Consider the following 16,705-nt stretch of genomic DNA (forward strand, 5'->3'; position numbering starts at 1 on the left):
TTGAAGAAAATTTCACCGGCGCCGACTCCTCGGCCGCTGCTCTACTCCCCCATCGAAAATTCGAACCCTGCGTTGCACGAACTCGTCTGCGCTTGCCGCTTCTCTGCACATTGGCTGCATCAGCCTTGCACGAGCCAGGGTCAAGATGGATCACGTCAACAAGGGCATCGCCCGCCATAACGCCACGTCCTGTGACGAGGCATCAACGCTGAAGGAAGTCGACCCATGAAAATGACATTTGCCCGCAAGGCCCTGCTGTCCGCCGCTGTCTCTGCCGCCCTGCTGCCGGTCGCCATGACCGCAACAGCCTCGCCCGACCGCCCAGAAGGCCCGCGCCACGACGGGGGCGAGATGCGCGCCGAGCTGTTTGACCGCGCCGGCATCGACGCCGAGACCCGCGAAGCCCTGAAGCAGGCCGCCATGGAGCACCGTCAGGAGGTCAAGGAACTCAACGATGATTTCCGCGAGCAGCGCATGGAGATCCTCGGTGAAGACGGTGTCGCCGCCCTCGAACGTGCCCGCCACGAGCTGCGCGAGGAGCGCATCAACGCCCTGGTCGACAAGTGGGAGCTGTCCGACGACGAGCGCGAAGCCTTCAACGCCGCTCGCGAATCTTTCAAGGAAGGCGCCGAAGCGCTGAAGGCCCAGGAGTTCGAGAACCCCGAAGCCCGTCATGACGCCTGGCGCGAACTGATGTCCTCCACCCGTGACCAGCTGGCCGAGATCCTCGACGAGCGCCAGCTGCGTGAACTGAAGCACACCATGATGCCGGGCCACGGCGACCACCCGCGCGGTGGTCCGGGTGAGCACCGCGCTCATGGTTCCGACAAGCATCACGCCCCCGAGGCCTGATATTGACGCCACCGGTTCGGCCATAGGCGCCGCTCCGGGGGACCAGAAAGCCCCATACCAACGCGCCATGTCCGAGCCTCGGGCATGGCGTTTTCGTGCGCCCCCTGCCCGCCGTTTCTCCCCCTCGGGTTGAAAGATGCTCCCCATCTCTGTATTTTATTGAACGTTCAATCAATAAAATAACCGCGCGCCCCTGGCCGCGGTGGGTCACCCAGACCCTTCGCAAGAGCCGCCCACAGGTGCCGAGCCACGACTCGGCCACTCCGCCATCATCATTTTGTTAATTGGTCGGTCAATTAACAAAATGGCGTAACGCTCACGGAAGCAGCATCAGGATGCCAGGACGGCATCGTGGAGAACGGCGATAGCCTCGCCGGGCAGGCTCTGTCTCACTTCATCCTCGAGGGAGCACGTGCATGTCACATCACGAGAGCGCCTCCCGCGATCGCCTCAACCCCGTCGTCTTTCACGGCGCGGTAGCCGGCATCGTGGTCTTTCTGTTCTTCACCATGACCTTCACCGAGCGGGCCGGTGCCCTGTTCGACAGCGGTCTTGCCTGGGTCAACGACACCTTCGGCTGGTACTACATGCTGGCCGCCGTGGCCTATCTGGTGTTCGTGCTGGTCATCAGCCTGTCCCGGGTCGGCAACATTCGCCTCGGCCCGGACCACTCTCGCCCGGAATTCTCGCTGCTGTCCTGGGCCTCGATGCTGTTCGCCGCAGGCATCGGTATCGACCTTCTGTTCTTCTGCGTGGCCGAGCCGCTGTCGCACTACCTGACGCCCCCGGACATGGCCCCGGAAAGCGCCGCCGCCCTTAGGCAGGCGGTGCCTCAGACCTTCCTCCACTGGGGCCTGACCGGCTGGGGCATGTACGTGCTGATGGGCATGGCGCTGGCCTACTTCAGCTATCGCCATCGCCTGCCGCTGGCCATCCGCAGCGCCCTCTATCCGCTGTTGGGCAAGCGCATCTACGGCCCCATCGGCAATGCCGTCGATATCACCGCGGTGATCTCCACCGTGTTCGGCATCGCCACCAGCCTCGGTATCGGCGTCATCCAGCTCAACTACGGCCTGAGCTTCATGTTCGGCGTACCCGAAAGCCTGTCGACCCAGGTGGTGTTGATCGTGCTGGTGGTGATCCTGGCGACCATCTCGGTGGTCACCGGCGTCGAGAAGGGCATTCGCCGGCTTTCCGAGTTCAATATGCTGCTGGCCGCCGCCCTGCTGCTGTTCGTGCTGTTCCAGGGTGACACCCTGGCGCTGCTCAACGCCTTGGTGCTCAACGTCGGCGACTACTTCAGTGGCTTCGTCGGCAAGAGCTTCGACACCTACGCCTTCGCCGGCAGCGACGCCCAGCAGTGGAAAGGCTGGTGGACCATCTTCTTCTGGGGCTGGTGGATCGCCTGGACGCCCTTCGTCGGGCTGTTTCTGGCGCGCATCTCGCGCGGGCGCACCATTCGTCAGTTCGCCCTTGGCGCCCTCCTGATTCCGCTGGGCTTCATGATGGCGTGGATGTCGATCTTCGGTAACGCCGGCATCGACATGGTCGCCAATGACGGCCTGGCGGTGCTCGGCGAGCAGGCGCTGGCCACTCCCCAGACCACCATCTACACCTTCCTCGAGCAGTACCCCTACATCGGCGTCACCGCCTCGGTGGTCACCCTGCTCGGAGTAGTGTTCTTCGTTACCTCGGCGGACTCCGGCGCCCTGGTGCTGGCCAACTTCACCTCGATTCTGCGCGACGTCAACCACGACGCGCCGATCCGCCTGCGCATCTTCTGGGCGGCGGTGATCGGCCTGATTACCATCGCCCTGCTGATGGCCGGCGGCCTCGACGCCCTGCAAAGCGCGGTGGTGATCACCGCCCTGCCGTTCTCGCTGGTGATGTTCGCCATCATGGTGGGACTCGCGCGGGCCCTGCGCACCGAGAAGGAAAAGGCCGACGCGCGCAAGCTGGTCGCGGCCAGCGGCGAAGGCGGCAACTGGAAGGAACGCCTGGATCGGGCGCTGGACACCTCCAACCGCGCCGGTGCCGAGTCGACCATGGAGCACGCCCTGCGCCCGGGCCTGAAACAGTTCGTCGAGGAGCTCGAGCGTCGCGGCCAGTCGGCCACCCTGAGCGAAGAGCAGATCGAGGGCGAACCGCTGCCGCGGCTGACCCTGCAGGTGGACTTCGAGGCGATGCAGAGCTTTGTCTACCAGGTCCGCCCCCATCGCATGCGCACGCCGAGCTTCCTGCCGGCGGACGATGACTACTACCTGCGCCTGGACGTGCATCTGGCCGAAGGCGGCGTGGGTCAGAACCTCAATGGCTACACCCGGGGTCAGGTCATCGATGACGTGCTCGGCGAGTACGAGCGCCACCTGCAGTTCCTGGCCATCGCCCGCCAGGGCACGCCGACGCCGGCCATGCCGGGCTTTATCGGCGAGCCACCCCAGGGCACGACCCAGGAACCCTGAGCGTGACCCGGCAAGGTCGTCACCGACGACGCCGGAGCAAGTGACAGCGGCGGCCCCAGGGCCGCCGCTTTGGTATGTAACGCTGGTGGGCAGGCGGGCGTGACACCGCGATTGCCATGCATCGCCAGGGACGCGATCCTTGTCGACGTCATCAGCAGAGCGCCCAGGAGAGTCCCATGCCCGACGTCGAGCAGATTCGCTACTACCACGCCCACCTCTACTACGACGATGCCGAAGGGCTTGCCCAGGCCAGGACCCTGGCCGAGCAATGCCAGTCGCGCTTTGTAGTTCAGGTGGGGCGTTTTCATCAACAACCGGTGGGGCCGCATCCGCGCTGGAGCTGCCAGCTATCCTTCGCGGCCGAGGCCTTCGGCGAGATCGTGCCTTGGCTCGCCATCCACCGAGGCGAGCTGGACATCTTCGTGCATCTGGGCACCGACGACGACCTCTTCGACCATACCCAGGGCGTCATCTGGCTGGGACGCAGCCACGAACTCGACCTGTCCGTTTTTTCCCCGAGCTGACCTTCACGAGGCCTGGGGCCGCTCGCCCCGGGCGAGCCGAGCCGCGATCTTATCCAGCACACCGTCAAGCTCGGCGACGCTTGCGATCAGGTAGTGGGGGCGACAGGCGCTCAGTCGCTCGGCTACGTGGCGCCGGCGCCGCTCGAGCGCATCCGGCGGGGTCGCTTGGTAACCCTCGAGATCCAGCCCCATGGCGTTACCGGTATCGGTCACCGCCACCGTCCACATGCCGGCGGCGCGCCCCTCCTCGATGCCGGGAGCGGTATCATCGACCTTGACGCAAGCCGCCACATCGCCGATACCGAGCGCCACCACATTGGCCAGCGCCTGGGCCGGCCCGGGTCGCCCGCGCACCACCTCGTCACCGGCGACGGCGTGGTCCACCTCGAGCCCCGCCTGGCGAGCCGCACGGCGCACCGGCGCCAGCACCTCGGCGGGATAGCCGGAGCAGGAACCGATCTTGAGTCCTCTGCCCCGCAGCCCCGCGAGACATTCCCGCGCGCCGGGAATCGGCGCGGAATGCTCGGCCACCTTGGCCACCTGCAACGGCATGAACCGCCGATAGAGCACGTCGACGTCCTCGTCGCTCGGCGAGTGGCCACAGGCCTGGCGAAAACGCTCGGCGATGTCGGGCAGATCGCACAGGGCGCGGATATGGTCCCACTTGCTCATGCCCATGGGGCCGCGGGCTTCGTCGAGGCTTACGGCCACACCGATCTCGGCGAACACCTCGACAAACACCTGGGTCGGGGCGAAGGAGCCAAAGTCGACCAGGGTCCCGGCCCAGTCGAAGATGACGGCCTCCAGGGCCAGAGGGGCGTGATGGTCGGTACTCATGCGGTCGGCTCCTTGCGGGTTCGAGATGCCATGGATGGTGCCGCGACACCAGCGTAGGCAAGGATGACAAGGACATCACATCAAGATGACAGGGCAGCGACACCCGGTGTCGCTGCCCTGCTGTATCGACCGCTGCTGCTCAGTCAACCTAGCCCTGCATATCGAGCACGACTCGACCCTCGATCTTGCCATCGATCATGCGGCCGAAGATGTCGTTGATATTGGCCAGACGGTCGGTGGAGACGGTGGCCTTGACCTTGCCTTCACCGGCAAAGTCCAGCGCCTCCTGAAGGTCCTGACGGGTACCGACGATGGAGCCTCGCACGGTGATGCCGTTGAGCACGGTATCGAAGATCGGCAACGGAAAGTCTCCCGGCGGCAGGCCGTTCAAGGCGATGGTGCCACCACGCCGGACCATGCCCTGGGCCTGCTCGAAGGCCTTCGGCGAGACCGCCGTGACCAGGGCCCCGTGGGCGCCGCCGATGTCCCGCTTGATCGCCGCCACCGGGTCCTCCTTCAAGGCGTTGACGGTGACCGTGGCGCCGAGCCGTCGTGCCAGCTCCAGCTTGTCGTCGGCCACGTCCACCGCCGCCACGTTCAGGCCCATGGCCACTGCGTACTGCACCGCCATATGGCCAAGACCACCGATGCCAGAGATCACCACCCACTGCCCCGGGCGGGTATCGGTCATCTTCAGGCCCTTGTAGACGGTGACACCGGCGCACAGTACCGGGGCGATCTCGACGAAGCCGACGTTGCTCGGCAGATGGCCGACGAAGCCGGCGTCGGCGATGGCGTACTCGGCGAAGCCACCGTTGACCGAGTAGCCGGTGTTCTGCTGGGACTCGCACAGGGTCTCCCAGCCACCCAGGCAGTGCTCGCAGTGGCCACAGGCGCTGTAAAGCCAGGGAATCCCCACCCGATCGCCTTCCTTGACATGGTTGACGCCCTCACCCACCGCAGCGATCTCGCCGACGCCTTCATGGCCGGGAATAAATGGCGGGTTGGGCTTGACCGGCCAGTCGCCGTGGGCGGCGTGCAGGTCGGTATGGCAGACCCCGGAGGCGGCGATCTTGACCAGTACCTCGCCCCTGGCAGGACGCGGTACCTCGACCTCCTCGATGGTCAAGGGCTGACCGAACTGACGAACGACGGCGGCTTCCATGGTGCTTTGCATTGTTATACTCCTTGCCCTGATCCGGGCAAAAAGGGTCTCTATCCGCCCGCTATCAAGGAAGGACGGTACAGAGGAGAAAGGTGTCCGGGGACACCCGGTGAAGGGGCGTGGCGCTGAGAGCCAAACGGCGTCAGGCCACTGGGGTGAAGCTTCCCGGGCCCGGCGGTACCGGGCCCGGATCGACTCCCTTTAGAAAAAACCGAGGGGGTTGGTGTCGTAGCTCACCAGCAGGTTCTTGGTCTGCTGGTAGTGCTCGAGTGCCATCTTGTGGGTCTCGCGTCCGACACCGGACTTCTTGTAGCCGCCGAAGGCGGCGTGGGCGGGATACTGGTGGTAGCAGTTGGTCCATACGCGACCGGCCTGGATGCCACGCCCCATGCGGAAGGCCACGTTGATGTCACGACTCCAGACGCCGGCGCCAAGGCCGAATTCGGTGTCGTTGGCAATCGCCAGGGCTTCTTCCTCATCCTTGAAGGTCGTCACCGCCACCACCGGGCCGAAGATCTCTTCCTGGAAGACGCGCATCTTGTTGTTGCCCTTGAGCAGCGTCGGCTCGATGTAGTAGCCGGTGTCCAGATCGGCATTGAGCTTGGCCTGGTTGCCACCGGTCAGGAACTCGGCGCCTTCCTCCCGGGCCACGTCCATGTAGGACATGATCTTGTCGAACTGCTCCTTGGAGGCCTGGGCGCCGACTTGCACCTCGGTGTCCAGCGGGTTGCCACGCTTGATGGTGGTGACCCGCTCCATCACCTTGGCCATGAACGGCTCGTAGATGCTCTCCTGGATCAGCGCCCGCGACGGGCAGGTGCACACCTCACCCTGGTTGAAGAAGGCCAGCACCAGCCCCTCGGCGGCCTTGTCGATGAACTCCGGCTCGGCGTTCATGATGTCGGCGAAGTAGATGTTGGGCGACTTGCCGCCAAGCTCCACGGTAGAAGGAATGATGTTGTCGGCAGCGCACTTGAGGATGTGCGAGCCCACCGGGGTGGAACCGGTAAAGGCGATCTTGGCGATGCGCTTGCTGGTGGCCAGGGCCTCCCCCGCCTCGGCGCCGAAGCCGTTGACCACGTTGACCACGCCGGGAGGCAGCAGGTCACCGATCACCTCCATCAGCTTGAGGATCGAAGCCGGGGTCTGCTCGGCGGGCTTGAGCACCACGCAGTTGCCGGCGGCCAGCGCAGGCGCGAGTTTCCAGGTGGCCATCAGCAGCGGAAAGTTCCAGGGGATGATCTGGCCGACGACGCCGAGTGGCTCGTGGAAGTGATAGGCCACGGTGTTGGCGTCGATATCGGCGGCGGTGCCTTCCTGGGCACGAATGCAGCCGGCGAAGTAGCGGAAGTGGTCCACCGCCAGCGGAATATCGGCGTTCAGGGTCTCGCGCACCGCCTTGCCGTTGTCCCAGCACTCGGCCACCGCCAGCGCCTCCAGGTTGGCCTCGATGCGCTCGGCGATCTTCAACAGGATATTGCTGCGCTCGCCAGCGGAGGTGCGCCCCCAGGCCGGCGCTGCCCCATGGGCGGCGTCCAGTGCCTTGTCGATATCCTCGGCGCTGGAGCGGGGGATCTGGCAGAACACCTGGCCGTTGACCGGGCTTACGTTGTCGAAGTACTGGCCCTTGACCGGGGCGACGAACTCGCCGCCGATATAGTTGCCGTAGCGCTCGTCGAAGCTGACCACGGCGTCGGGTTGTCCGGGGTTGGCGTAGATCATGGCGTGTCTCCTTGGAAAGGATGTTGTAGTTGTCTGCCACTCCAGTCTTGGTCAGGAACCTGGCTTGCGACATACTGCCCTGGCAGGAGAGCGCCTCCTCCTTCGGTAGGAGACCGACCAAGGACACAGACAACCGGGACGCCAGACATGCACAGCCTGATGGTGGCTGACGATCACCCGCTCTTTCGCGACGCCATTGCCGCGGTCATTCAATCGGGCCTGCCCGGCACCGAGCTGCGCGAGGCGGACTGTTTCGCCGCGTTGACCAGCGCCCTCGACGCCGACGACGACGTCGACCTGGTACTGCTGGACTTGAATCTGCCCGACGCCTCGGCCCTGGACGGACTGCGCGAACTGCGCCGGGCCTTTCCGGCGGTGCCGGTGGCGGTGCTGTCGGCCGAAAGCGAGCGCGCCACGGTGCTCGGCGCCCTGGATCTGGGCGCCATCGGCTACCTGCCGAAGTCCACGCCACGCCCGGACCTGCTGGCGGCGATCAAGCAGATCCTCGACGGCCAGATCTATCTGCCCGCCGAGATCATGCGCCGCCCGGCCGAGGCCTCGAGTGCCCCGCCTGTGACGCAGGGGGCGACACAGGGGATGACGGGTCCAGCCGATGCCGGCGCACTCGAGCAACTGACGGTCAAGCAGCTCGAGGTGCTGTCCCTGCTGATTCGCGGCGCCTCCAACAAGGTCATCGCCCGCGAGCTCGATATCGCAGAGACCACGGTCAAGACCCACGTCTCGGCGATCCTCAAGAAGCTTGGCGTCGGCAGCCGCGTCCAGGCGATCCTGGCAGCCGACGAGCCCACCCTGCTGGCCTGCCTGGCCAGGCGGCGGGCGCGCTAGAAGGCAGAACGTCTCGCTGACCAAGGCAAGACGGCTCAACCGGCGTCGAGCAGGTGTATCAGTGCCTGACGCAGGCGCAGGGGCTTCAGCGGCTTCAGTAGACAGGGGAAGCCAAGCTCACGACAACGCCGCTTGATCTCGGCGTCGTGGTTGGCAGTGATCAGTATCGGGGCCAGGTCTACATGAGAGCCGGCCAGGCGCTGCGCCAGCGCCAGGCCATCTTCTTCGTCGCTGGACAGGTGGTAGTCGATCATCACCACCGTTGGCGACGGCCTATCCATGCCCTGTGTCTCGTGGCGCTCGGCCAGGCTCTGTTCCAGTTCAACCACTCGCGACGCCAGGCGCGCCCGACATCCCCAGCCACCCAGCAGCGCGCTCATGCCCTCGAGGATTGCGGGATCGTTGTCCAGCACCCATACCTCGGTACTCTGCAGTTGACGCGTGCCGGCCTGCTGCAGGGTCGAGGCCGACGGGGCCACCGCACGCGCCGGGCGAGCGCAGGGCACGCTTACCGAGAACTGGGCGCCCTGGCCGGGTCGGCTATTGAGGGTGATGGGGTGATCGAGCAGGCGGGCGATGCGATCGACGATGGCAAGCCCCAGCCCCAGCCCGCGCTCCTGCCCCGGGGCTGCGGCGTTGCCGCGGCGAAACTCCAGAAATATCTCGTCACGGCGAGCCTCGTCGATGCCCGGACCGGTATCCCCCACCAGGATCTCGAGCCAGTACTGCTGGCCGACCCGACGTCTGCGACAGCCGAGCAGCACCCGCCCCGACTCGGTGTAGCGCACGGCGTTGGACATCAGGTTGCGAATCACCCGGGCCAGCAGCGCCAGGTCGGACTCGACCCAGGCAGAACTCGGCACATAGCGAAACGCCAGCCCGCGGGCGCCGGCCATCTGACGAAATTCCTCGGCGAGCGCATCCAGCAGCTGCGAGACGGCGAAGGGGGCCACATCCGGGGTCAACACCCCGGCATCCAGCCGCGAGATGTCGACCAGGGTCCCCAGCAGCAATTCCACGTCGCTGAGCGAGCGATCGATACGCTGCACCAGGCGACCGGATTCTTCCGGCAGCTTTCGCTCTTCCAGGGCGCTGGCAAACAGCCGCGCGGCGTTGAGCGGCTGCAGCAGGTCGTGGCTGACCGCCGCCAGGAAGCGGGTCTTGGAGGCATTGGCGGCCTCGGCGTCGCGCCGGGCCTCCTCCAGACGGGCATTGGTTTCGGCCAGTTCATCCAGGGTACGGTGCAGGGTCTCGGTGCGCTCGCGCACCTGCTCGGCGAGCAGCACCGCGTGCTCGAAGGCACCATAGGGTGCCCCGCCCGCCCCGGCGGACTCGACCCGCTCGATCAGCGCCTGGCAGATCCGGCGTAACCGATGGTTTTCCTCCAGCAGTTCCTGTTCCAGTGCACTGCTGGCGCGATCCTGCCTTGGCTCACCGACCAGATCCAATCGCCACCCCCGTGAAGGTCTGGTTGATATGCATGCCGTGGTGCTGCTCACCGTAGGTGTTGAAGCCCACCACCGAGGCCTTGGAAAGTCGCTCAGAGGCGTCGCCGATCTGCTCGAGCGCCTCGAACTCCAGACGCCTGAGAAAGCAGTCACAGCCGATGATCAACTGCGGTTTCCCCAGCCGGCGCTGAAGGCCCCCCAGGGTATCGTCGAGGGCCTCGAGAATCGGCGTGCCGGCCATGGCGGTCAGCACGATGCCGGTCTCCACCGCGCAGTAGAAGCTGAGGCTACCGTCGGCGTTGGCACGCTGGATCGAGCGGACGTAGTAGGCGTCGCCCAGCTTGACCGCCAACGGGTGGCGGGCAAACACGCCCTCATCGAGCTCGCTTGGCAAGACACCGACCAGCCGGGCGTACTCGTCCACCGCGGGCAGGGCATTGAGCTCCAGCACACGCCGGCCCGCAGGATCGGCGCGGGTGACCACCAGCTTGTCACGGCGTGCCGCCAGGTGATGGGTCGAGAACACCTCGAAGGGATGGTGGGTAGTGATCAGCACCACCACCGCCGCCGCGCTGTGAAAGCGCCCACCGGCAAACACGTGGGTATGCGCCAGTCGGTTGTCGTCCCCGGCCGAGCCACCAAAGCTCGGGATACCACCCAGGGCGGCGTCCAGAGTGGTCAGCACCTGCTCTTCGCTGGCCGACAGCCCATCGAGCAGGGTCAGCGCGAAGGCCTCGCCATCCAGATGCCCCCTGGCGGTGGCAAGAAGCGACTCCACCCGACGCTGGGCGTCGATCAGGGAGACGCTCTCGAGGTCCTCGAGCAGGGTGGTGGCCACGCCAAAATGACGGCGATCGAACCCGATGGCGACGATGGACCCGCGCTCGTACCCCAGCGGGGTGATCTCACCCGCCGTGGTGCAACCCGCCAGCGGCAGCCCACCGAAGGTCGACTCCAGGGCCTGGGCCAGGGGGTCCAGCGCGTATTCGGCGCTGACGAAGAACAGCACGAAACCCAGGTCGGGATGATAGAGCTCGTGATGCAGCTCACACGCCGCCTGTTCAGCCTTGGGGTGGCGGCTGGCCGCCACCTTGAGTCCCAGCGACGCAAGCTCTTGTTGTTCTGGTGTAGGGCGCTCCCGCGCGGTGATGTCGCCTTCCACGCGGGGCGCCGTGCTCGCACTGCCCATGGGCTGTCCTCAAGATCCGCGGCAACGCCGCATGACCTGAGTGTAGGCGCGAGCAGTGGCCAGACTCAATGCGAGCCGGGAGGGCCGCCTGTCAGCCTCAGCTGCGGCGCAGACGCAGGCTCAGGCGAGCGCCACGTCCGGGCGGCGCCTGAAGCCAGGGCGCCAGCAGGCGGGTAGACAGGGGGATGAAAAGGAACACCATCACCGGGGTCAGCATCAGGGTGCTGGCGAGTACCCGAGGAACCAGCGGCAAGGTCTCCAGGGTATCGCCCAGCAGCCACTGGAACATCAGCGACACCGGGAAGAACGCCAGCCAGATGGCGATCGCCTGCTTCCAGCGCGGCGGCACCCTGGGGCCGGGGCTGGTGAACCAGCTGTCGAGTCCCAGGGCACGCCGCTCCTGGGGGGCCTCGAACAGGCCGGCACCACGCTCGAGCCAGGCACGGCGCGAGGCGGAATGCTCCCAGCGTGCGAGGGTATCGGTGTCCTGAAAGCGAAAGATGATCTGATTACCGCTTGTCAAAGTGATACCATCTGATAGGATCTCAAAATGGACCTCTTCTTCAGCACGGAAAAATTCAAACTAGACGGCTTCAGCTACTCAGGCTTTCCCATCCTTGTTTCTGCAGAAGGGAAGGTTATTGAGGAAGCGCTGGACTTTTGCATAGCGCACCTGATCAAACGTGGCAGGGTTCAATCCAAGAAGTCATGGGTTACTTACGGAAAAGCGTTGTATCAGTTCTTTGGCTGGTGCGAGGTAAATGGCATTGACTGGCGTGACGTGGGCAATGACCGGGAAGCTACGATCCTGGCGGAGTTCCGCGACTGGAACCTGAGTCCCGAGGGAGGGAGCCTTGCCGCAGCAACGGTGAATGCCCGGCTACGACTCCTCTGCGCCTTCTATCGGTATGCTGCCAACTGTGGTTGGGTGACGACTGTTCCGTATGCCATGGAAACGGTCACGGTGAGACAACCGAAAGGGTTCCTGGCTCACGTCGATGCGAGTGGTGGGAAGCAAACGAGCCCAGACATCATGCTGAAGACGCCCCGAACAGTCATTCGGGTGTTGAGCAAGCATCAGTCGCTAGATCTCCTGAATACCATCACCAATCCCACGCACAAGCTGATCGTCAGATTGGCGCTCACGACAGGGCTGCGCAGAGAGGAACTAGCTACGTTTCCGCTGAAGTACGTGATCAATCCGGCGACTTACACCAAGCACCGCTCCTTCATCCGGGTCAACCTTGATCCACGCGATATGACCATCAAAGGCAATCAGCCCAGAGGGATCGACGTGCCCCGCACAGTCATGGAAGCCCTCTGGCAATACGTCCTGGACCGTCGCCACCAGCATGAGAGCATTTCAGGGCAACACCAGACTGTTTTGTTCCTGAAGGAATCCGGCCAACCTTACGCGAACGACGGGGCAGCCTTTCTGGGTATTGTGAAGAAGGCTGGAGAGGTTGCCGGTATTCCTTACATCAACGTCCATCTCCTGCGACATACCTACGCCACGCACACGCTGTACGCAATGATGCAATCCAAGGCCCAGACCAATGCCTTGCTGTACGTGCGCGACCGAATGGGCCACGCCTCGGTCACAACCACCGAGAAGTATCTGCACTGCCTCTCAGAGCTTGAGGATGCGCTGATGAACGACTACCAGAGTGAAATTGACCTCATCAGCAGAGAAATTGGCGATGCCTAAAAAAAAGCTACAATCCACGACCCCCCGTCCTGGCAAAGTCACCAATGACGAAACGCTGGATATCACTAGCCTTCCTCCCGCCAATATGGTCGTGTCCTTGCCCGAAGGTGCCACGGACTCGCGTAAACTAAATTTCGCAAAGCACTACGGAAACGACTGCGATGTAGTGGTATATGCAACTCAACGTGTTCTGGCTCGCATGGCCAAAGCTTCTATTGAAAGCGGCGGAAAAACGCACAGCGCGGCTAGTCTCGACTCATTTTTCAGTAACGGAGTGTCATCCTTTCTTCCATTCTGCGCTACGATGGCCTCCGCGCTGGGGCGCGAACTGCGACTGGATGATATCGACCGCCAGTTCATCGACCACTTCATTGCCCATTTGCGGCAGATGGGGAATCGCTTAACTACCCAGAAAAGTAAATACCAATGCGCCAAGTCGATACTGGTAGCAATGGGGCAGTCAGGCTGGATTGCCAACGATATTTTCCCTCGCAATCCCTTCCCGAACTCGAATAGATCACAGAAGGGCCAGACCGCCCTGAGTGAGTCAGAACGCCAAAGCGTTCTGCGGGCTATGAAAGCCGACATGCGGGAGATCATCAAAGGAAGTGGACCGCTAACCTCTTATGAGCTGGTCACCTGCCTGCTGGCCATTGCAGCGAGAACAGGTATCAATCCGACGCCAGCCTCGGAACTCCTGATTGACTGCCTCATTCCCCATCCCATCAAGAAAGACCGATACGTGCTGGTCAGTTTCAAGCGTCGCCGCGGCTCCACGCACATCCAGAGCCTGCGTCGTACCGGCGATATTGAGTCGATGGTGTCGGCGCTGCCTGACGTAGCACGCATCATTGATCTTGTGCGTGTTCGCAATGTTTCGCCACGACAGGCGAGCGATTACCCACAGCGGCTATTTGTCTACGTGAATCGTGATTTTGTAAACGCCGGAAAAATAAGTCGCATGACGATGAACACACTCGCCCGAGGCATAAAGGCATTTCTCAACCGCCACCAGATAAAAGATGCCGATGGCCAGCCGCTGAAGCTCAACGTCATGCGACTGCGCAAGACATTTGAGAACCGGTTGTTCACTCTGTCTGGCCAGGATCCGTTCCTGACCGCCAGGCTCGGAGGTCATACCCCTAAGGTGTCCGACAACCACTACCTGGAGGCTCCGGAACGCGCCGAGAAAGACTGGCGCCTCATGGGCGAGGTTCGCACCGAGGAACTGCTTAACCATGAAAAAGTAGAGTTAGGGCCAACCCAGAAAACGCCGGTAGCCAGTTGTCGGGACACCTTGAACGGAGAGCGTGCACCCAAAAATGGCGAGCACTGCCAGAAGTTCCTGGCTTGCTTTCGTTGCCGGTCCTTCGTTGTGACGGGAGATGACCTATACCGTATCTTCAGCCTCTACTGGGGGCTGGTTAAGATGCGCCAAAGCATGGGAGCGAGTGCTTGGAAACAGGTTTACGGCCACATCATCCGGATCATCGACCGAGAGGTCACCCCACAATTTGATGCAGAGCTTGTAAGCATTCAAAGGCAACGGGCTAAAGTCGACCCGCACCCCTTCTGGCGTAATCCGGAACGGTTAGAGGACATCGCATGAACGAAGTCAGATTTCGCGCCGAGCAGATGAAAGCCCTCCAAGCCTCCGAGGCAGGGACCTTAAATCCACACGCTGTTCTAACCGGGGTTCAGCTGGAAGATGGTAGTTACCATGTTTTGAGCTATTGTGGCGATGATGTCGTGACTCTCCCTGATAGTCTTTTCACTGCCGGGACAAGTAACAACCAAAAACTATTAAATTTCTTGCGGGTGCCGCTGCCGTTTCGAGATACATTCAAGATCTGCGTGACGTCTTACATCCTGAAAGGAGTTGAAGGAAGCTCCCCGCCCAAAGGAAATACGATTCGTCAATTTTTCTATCAGGCGACAGCTTTTCTTACCTGGCTTAATGATCGGGGAGTATCCCGGCTGAGCAATGTGACACCACTGATCTGCCAACAGTATGTAGAGTTCTGCAAGAAACTTAAGGGTCATAAGGGAGAACCGCTTTCAGGTTCATACTTGAACCGGCTTTTTTCGGCTGTACAAAACCTCCATATCCTCAGCCAACAGTCCAGTGACGCCATGCCTTACCCTTGGCAGGAATCTTCAGCATATCAACTTTCAGGGACTAGTAAACTTTTTCACCAAGGAGCTAAGACTGAAACCATCCCGGATGACATCTTGGGACCGCTGTTCCAGTCGACAGTGGACTGGCTAGACCGGGCCGATGACATCATCAGTGTCCGCGAGCGAATTGAAGCGTGGCAGTCAGAGGGTATGAGCCGGAAGCCCATCCGAGCGCGCTTGAATAAGTTGGGTTGGACAAAAAGTGAGTTAAGCGAAGCGGAGAGACACCTGCAAACTGCGTGTATGAGCATCGTCCTGATTACCAGCGGTATCCGCGTATCTGAACTGTGCTCACTGGAAAATCAGTGCGCCTTCAAAACTCTGGATGAAGAGGGTGAACCCTTTCACTGGGTGCGTGGCACCTCCTACAAGACGGGCGTAGGAGACTGCGAGTGGCTGGTGGCCGAGATTACTCACCGCGCCCTTGTCGTGGCTGAGCGCCTTGCGCAACCACTACAAGCGAACCTGGAGCAGCGTATTTCAGCCTTGCGAACAGACAATCCGAAAGACGTCGACATCCCCCAAATGCGTGAGCATAGCCATCGCTTGTTCCTGGCTGTGGGAAAGAAACATAAATACGGGGTTGAAACGCTTTCAATCAGTTCTATCATTAAGCGCCTCAATACATTTGCTGCCCAGTGCGGGCTGGAATGGCGCTTTACGCCGCATCAGTTTCGTCGCACCTTCGCAGTCTACGTCGCTCACAGCGCCTTTGGAGACCTTCGCTACCTACGGGATCATTTCAAGCACTGGTCGCTAGACATGACCACGCTGTACGCCATGTCCCGGCAGCAGGATGCCGATCTTTACGATAGCATCGGCCTAGCCGCACAGAGCATCAAAATGGACCTACTGGAGCACTGGCTAGAGCCTGATGCAATCCTGGTGGGTGGTGGTGCCGACCCGATCCAGGCCTTCCGCACGAAAAGCGAAGCGCTTGCCACTAAGGAAGGGCGCGCTGAGATGGCCAAAACAATCAGCCCCTTGGTTCACCTGCGGGCCACCGGCGTCGCGTGGTGTACCGCCGACACGGGAGGCTGTAACGGCGGCCAGGGTATCGAGAAGACACGTTGTGCAGACTGTGGCAATGCCGTCATCGATCAATCACGCAAGTTCGTTTGGCAAGGGATCTATTCCCAGCAACTCGAATTGCGTGATCTCACAGATATTGGGCCCGGAGGCACTGAGCGAGTCGAACGTGACATAGAACGCTGCGAGGTAGTCCTGAAGGGGCTTGGAGCAACGGGAGAGGACTTGGCTGATGTCGCAACCTGATGATACCGCCCAGCCGCTTACGCGGGGAGAATTGACTGCAAAGGCCATACGCCAGGCTATTGTGCGGATAGAAAAAGGACGTCCCAAGGTAGTCAAACCTGGGCGCAAGCTCAGCATCCAGTCGGTGGCTGAGGAAGCTGGGGTCAGTCGAGCCACCATTCACAACAATCACCCAGGTCTTGCTGAGCGTATTCGGGAGGCAAGTAATAAGGCGGTTCGGGCACAACGGGACGAAAAGAATAACGAGCTTAAAGAGCTCAGAGCCAAGTACACAGCACTTAGGCAAGAGCATCTTGATATCCGAAAACTCAGCCAAGATATGGCTTCTGAAATGGCCTCACTGGTTGCTGAAAACCAGCGCCTGCGATCCATCGCGGAGAACGAGAAAGTGGCCGGGTTCCCCTCGAAAAAAACTAGATAAACCGGGTTTTCTGGTTGGTGTGGACTTGTAGGCCTTCGCCTATGGGGCACTTCGCTTCTCTCTTCCCCACTCTCTTTC

13 protein-coding genes and 1 pseudogene are annotated in these 16,705 nt (G+C 62.2%); 8 read left to right on the top strand and 6 right to left on the bottom strand.

Features of this window, described 5'->3' with window-relative positions; all coding sequences use genetic code 11:
- Positions 1-225 precede the first annotated feature (225 nt).
- The 3 genes from EBB56_RS05220 (at position 226) to EBB56_RS05230 (ending at position 3,838) form a co-directional block, all read left to right on the top strand.
- Positions 226-852, top strand: coding sequence for a hypothetical protein (locus EBB56_RS05220; RefSeq protein WP_124803250.1), 627 nt, complete (start codon positions 226-228; stop codon positions 850-852).
- A gap of 416 nt (positions 853-1,268) precedes the next feature.
- Positions 1,269-3,314 (top strand): choline BCCT transporter BetT, encoded by a 2,046-nt coding sequence (gene betT, locus EBB56_RS05225; RefSeq protein ID WP_124803252.1) that lies wholly within the window; start codon positions 1,269-1,271, stop codon positions 3,312-3,314.
- Between the two features lie 176 nt (positions 3,315-3,490).
- Complete coding sequence (locus EBB56_RS05230) at positions 3,491-3,838, top strand: DOPA 4,5-dioxygenase family protein (RefSeq protein WP_124803254.1); 348 nt, start codon at positions 3,491-3,493, stop codon at positions 3,836-3,838.
- Positions 3,839-3,841: 3 nt separating this feature from the next.
- Here EBB56_RS05230 and phnX read toward each other — a convergent pair whose 3' ends face one another.
- From phnX to EBB56_RS05245, 3 genes are all read right to left on the bottom strand, one after another.
- Positions 3,842-4,675, bottom strand: a complete 834-nt coding sequence (phnX, locus tag EBB56_RS05235; RefSeq protein WP_124803256.1) for a phosphonoacetaldehyde hydrolase — start codon at positions 4,673-4,675, stop codon at positions 3,842-3,844.
- A 148-nt stretch (positions 4,676-4,823) separates the two neighbouring features.
- Positions 4,824-5,852 carry an alcohol dehydrogenase AdhP gene (gene adhP, locus EBB56_RS05240; protein ID WP_124803258.1) on the bottom strand — a complete coding sequence of 343 codons (1,029 nt, stop codon included), beginning with the start codon at positions 5,850-5,852 and terminating at the stop codon, positions 4,824-4,826.
- 189 nt (positions 5,853-6,041) lie between these two features.
- Positions 6,042-7,562, bottom strand: coding sequence for an aldehyde dehydrogenase family protein (locus tag EBB56_RS05245; RefSeq protein WP_124803260.1), 1,521 nt, complete (start codon positions 7,560-7,562; stop codon positions 6,042-6,044).
- Positions 7,563-7,709: 147 nt separating this feature from the next.
- Between EBB56_RS05245 and EBB56_RS05250 the strand changes: the two genes are divergently transcribed.
- Positions 7,710-8,408, top strand: coding sequence for a response regulator transcription factor (locus EBB56_RS05250; protein WP_108132455.1), 699 nt, complete (start codon positions 7,710-7,712; stop codon positions 8,406-8,408).
- Positions 8,409-8,443: 35 nt separating this feature from the next.
- Here the strand turns inward: EBB56_RS05250 and EBB56_RS05255 are convergent, their stop codons facing one another.
- The 3 genes and pseudogenes from EBB56_RS05255 to EBB56_RS05265 all read right to left on the bottom strand — a co-directional run.
- On the bottom strand, positions 8,444-9,856 hold the full coding sequence (locus tag EBB56_RS05255) for a hybrid sensor histidine kinase/response regulator (protein WP_231498611.1): 1,413 nt from the start codon (positions 9,854-9,856) through the stop codon (positions 8,444-8,446).
- Positions 9,840-11,045: a nitric oxide-sensing protein NosP gene (gene nosP, locus EBB56_RS05260; RefSeq protein WP_124803262.1), complete on the bottom strand. Its 1,206-nt coding sequence runs from the start codon at positions 11,043-11,045 to the stop codon at positions 9,840-9,842. Before nosP ends, EBB56_RS05255 begins: the two co-directional genes overlap by 17 nt.
- Before the next feature lie 97 nt (positions 11,046-11,142).
- A pseudogene (locus EBB56_RS05265) lies at positions 11,143-11,553 on the bottom strand (antibiotic biosynthesis monooxygenase); the annotation flags it as partial.
- A 42-nt stretch (positions 11,554-11,595) separates the two neighbouring features.
- Between EBB56_RS05265 and EBB56_RS05270 the strand changes: the two are divergent.
- Genes EBB56_RS05270 through EBB56_RS05285 form a run of 4 tightly spaced genes read left to right on the top strand, consistent with a single transcriptional unit; the run spans position 11,596 to position 16,627 of the window.
- Positions 11,596-12,753, top strand: coding sequence for a site-specific integrase (locus EBB56_RS05270; protein ID WP_124803266.1), 1,158 nt, complete (start codon positions 11,596-11,598; stop codon positions 12,751-12,753).
- A complete protein-coding gene (locus EBB56_RS05275) occupies positions 12,713-14,362 on the top strand; it encodes a phage integrase SAM-like domain-containing protein (RefSeq protein WP_260425296.1) in 1,650 nt (549 codons plus the stop codon). Before EBB56_RS05270 ends, EBB56_RS05275 begins: the two co-directional genes overlap by 41 nt.
- The gene (locus EBB56_RS05280; RefSeq protein ID WP_124803268.1) at positions 14,359-16,206 is read left to right on the top strand and encodes a tyrosine-type recombinase/integrase; all 1,848 of its coding nucleotides are present in this window, start codon (positions 14,359-14,361) and stop codon (positions 16,204-16,206) included. The genes EBB56_RS05275 and EBB56_RS05280 overlap by 4 nt, the downstream gene beginning before the upstream one ends.
- Positions 16,193-16,627 (top strand): hypothetical protein, encoded by a 435-nt coding sequence (locus EBB56_RS05285; protein ID WP_124803270.1) that lies wholly within the window; start codon positions 16,193-16,195, stop codon positions 16,625-16,627. The genes EBB56_RS05280 and EBB56_RS05285 overlap by 14 nt, the downstream gene beginning before the upstream one ends.
- Positions 16,628-16,705: the final 78 nt, after the last annotated feature.

Origin of the sequence: Halomonas sp. YLB-10, from assembly GCF_003856855.1 — a bacterium.
GTDB classification, from domain to species: Bacteria; Pseudomonadota; Gammaproteobacteria; order Pseudomonadales; family Halomonadaceae; genus Halomonas; species Halomonas litopenaei.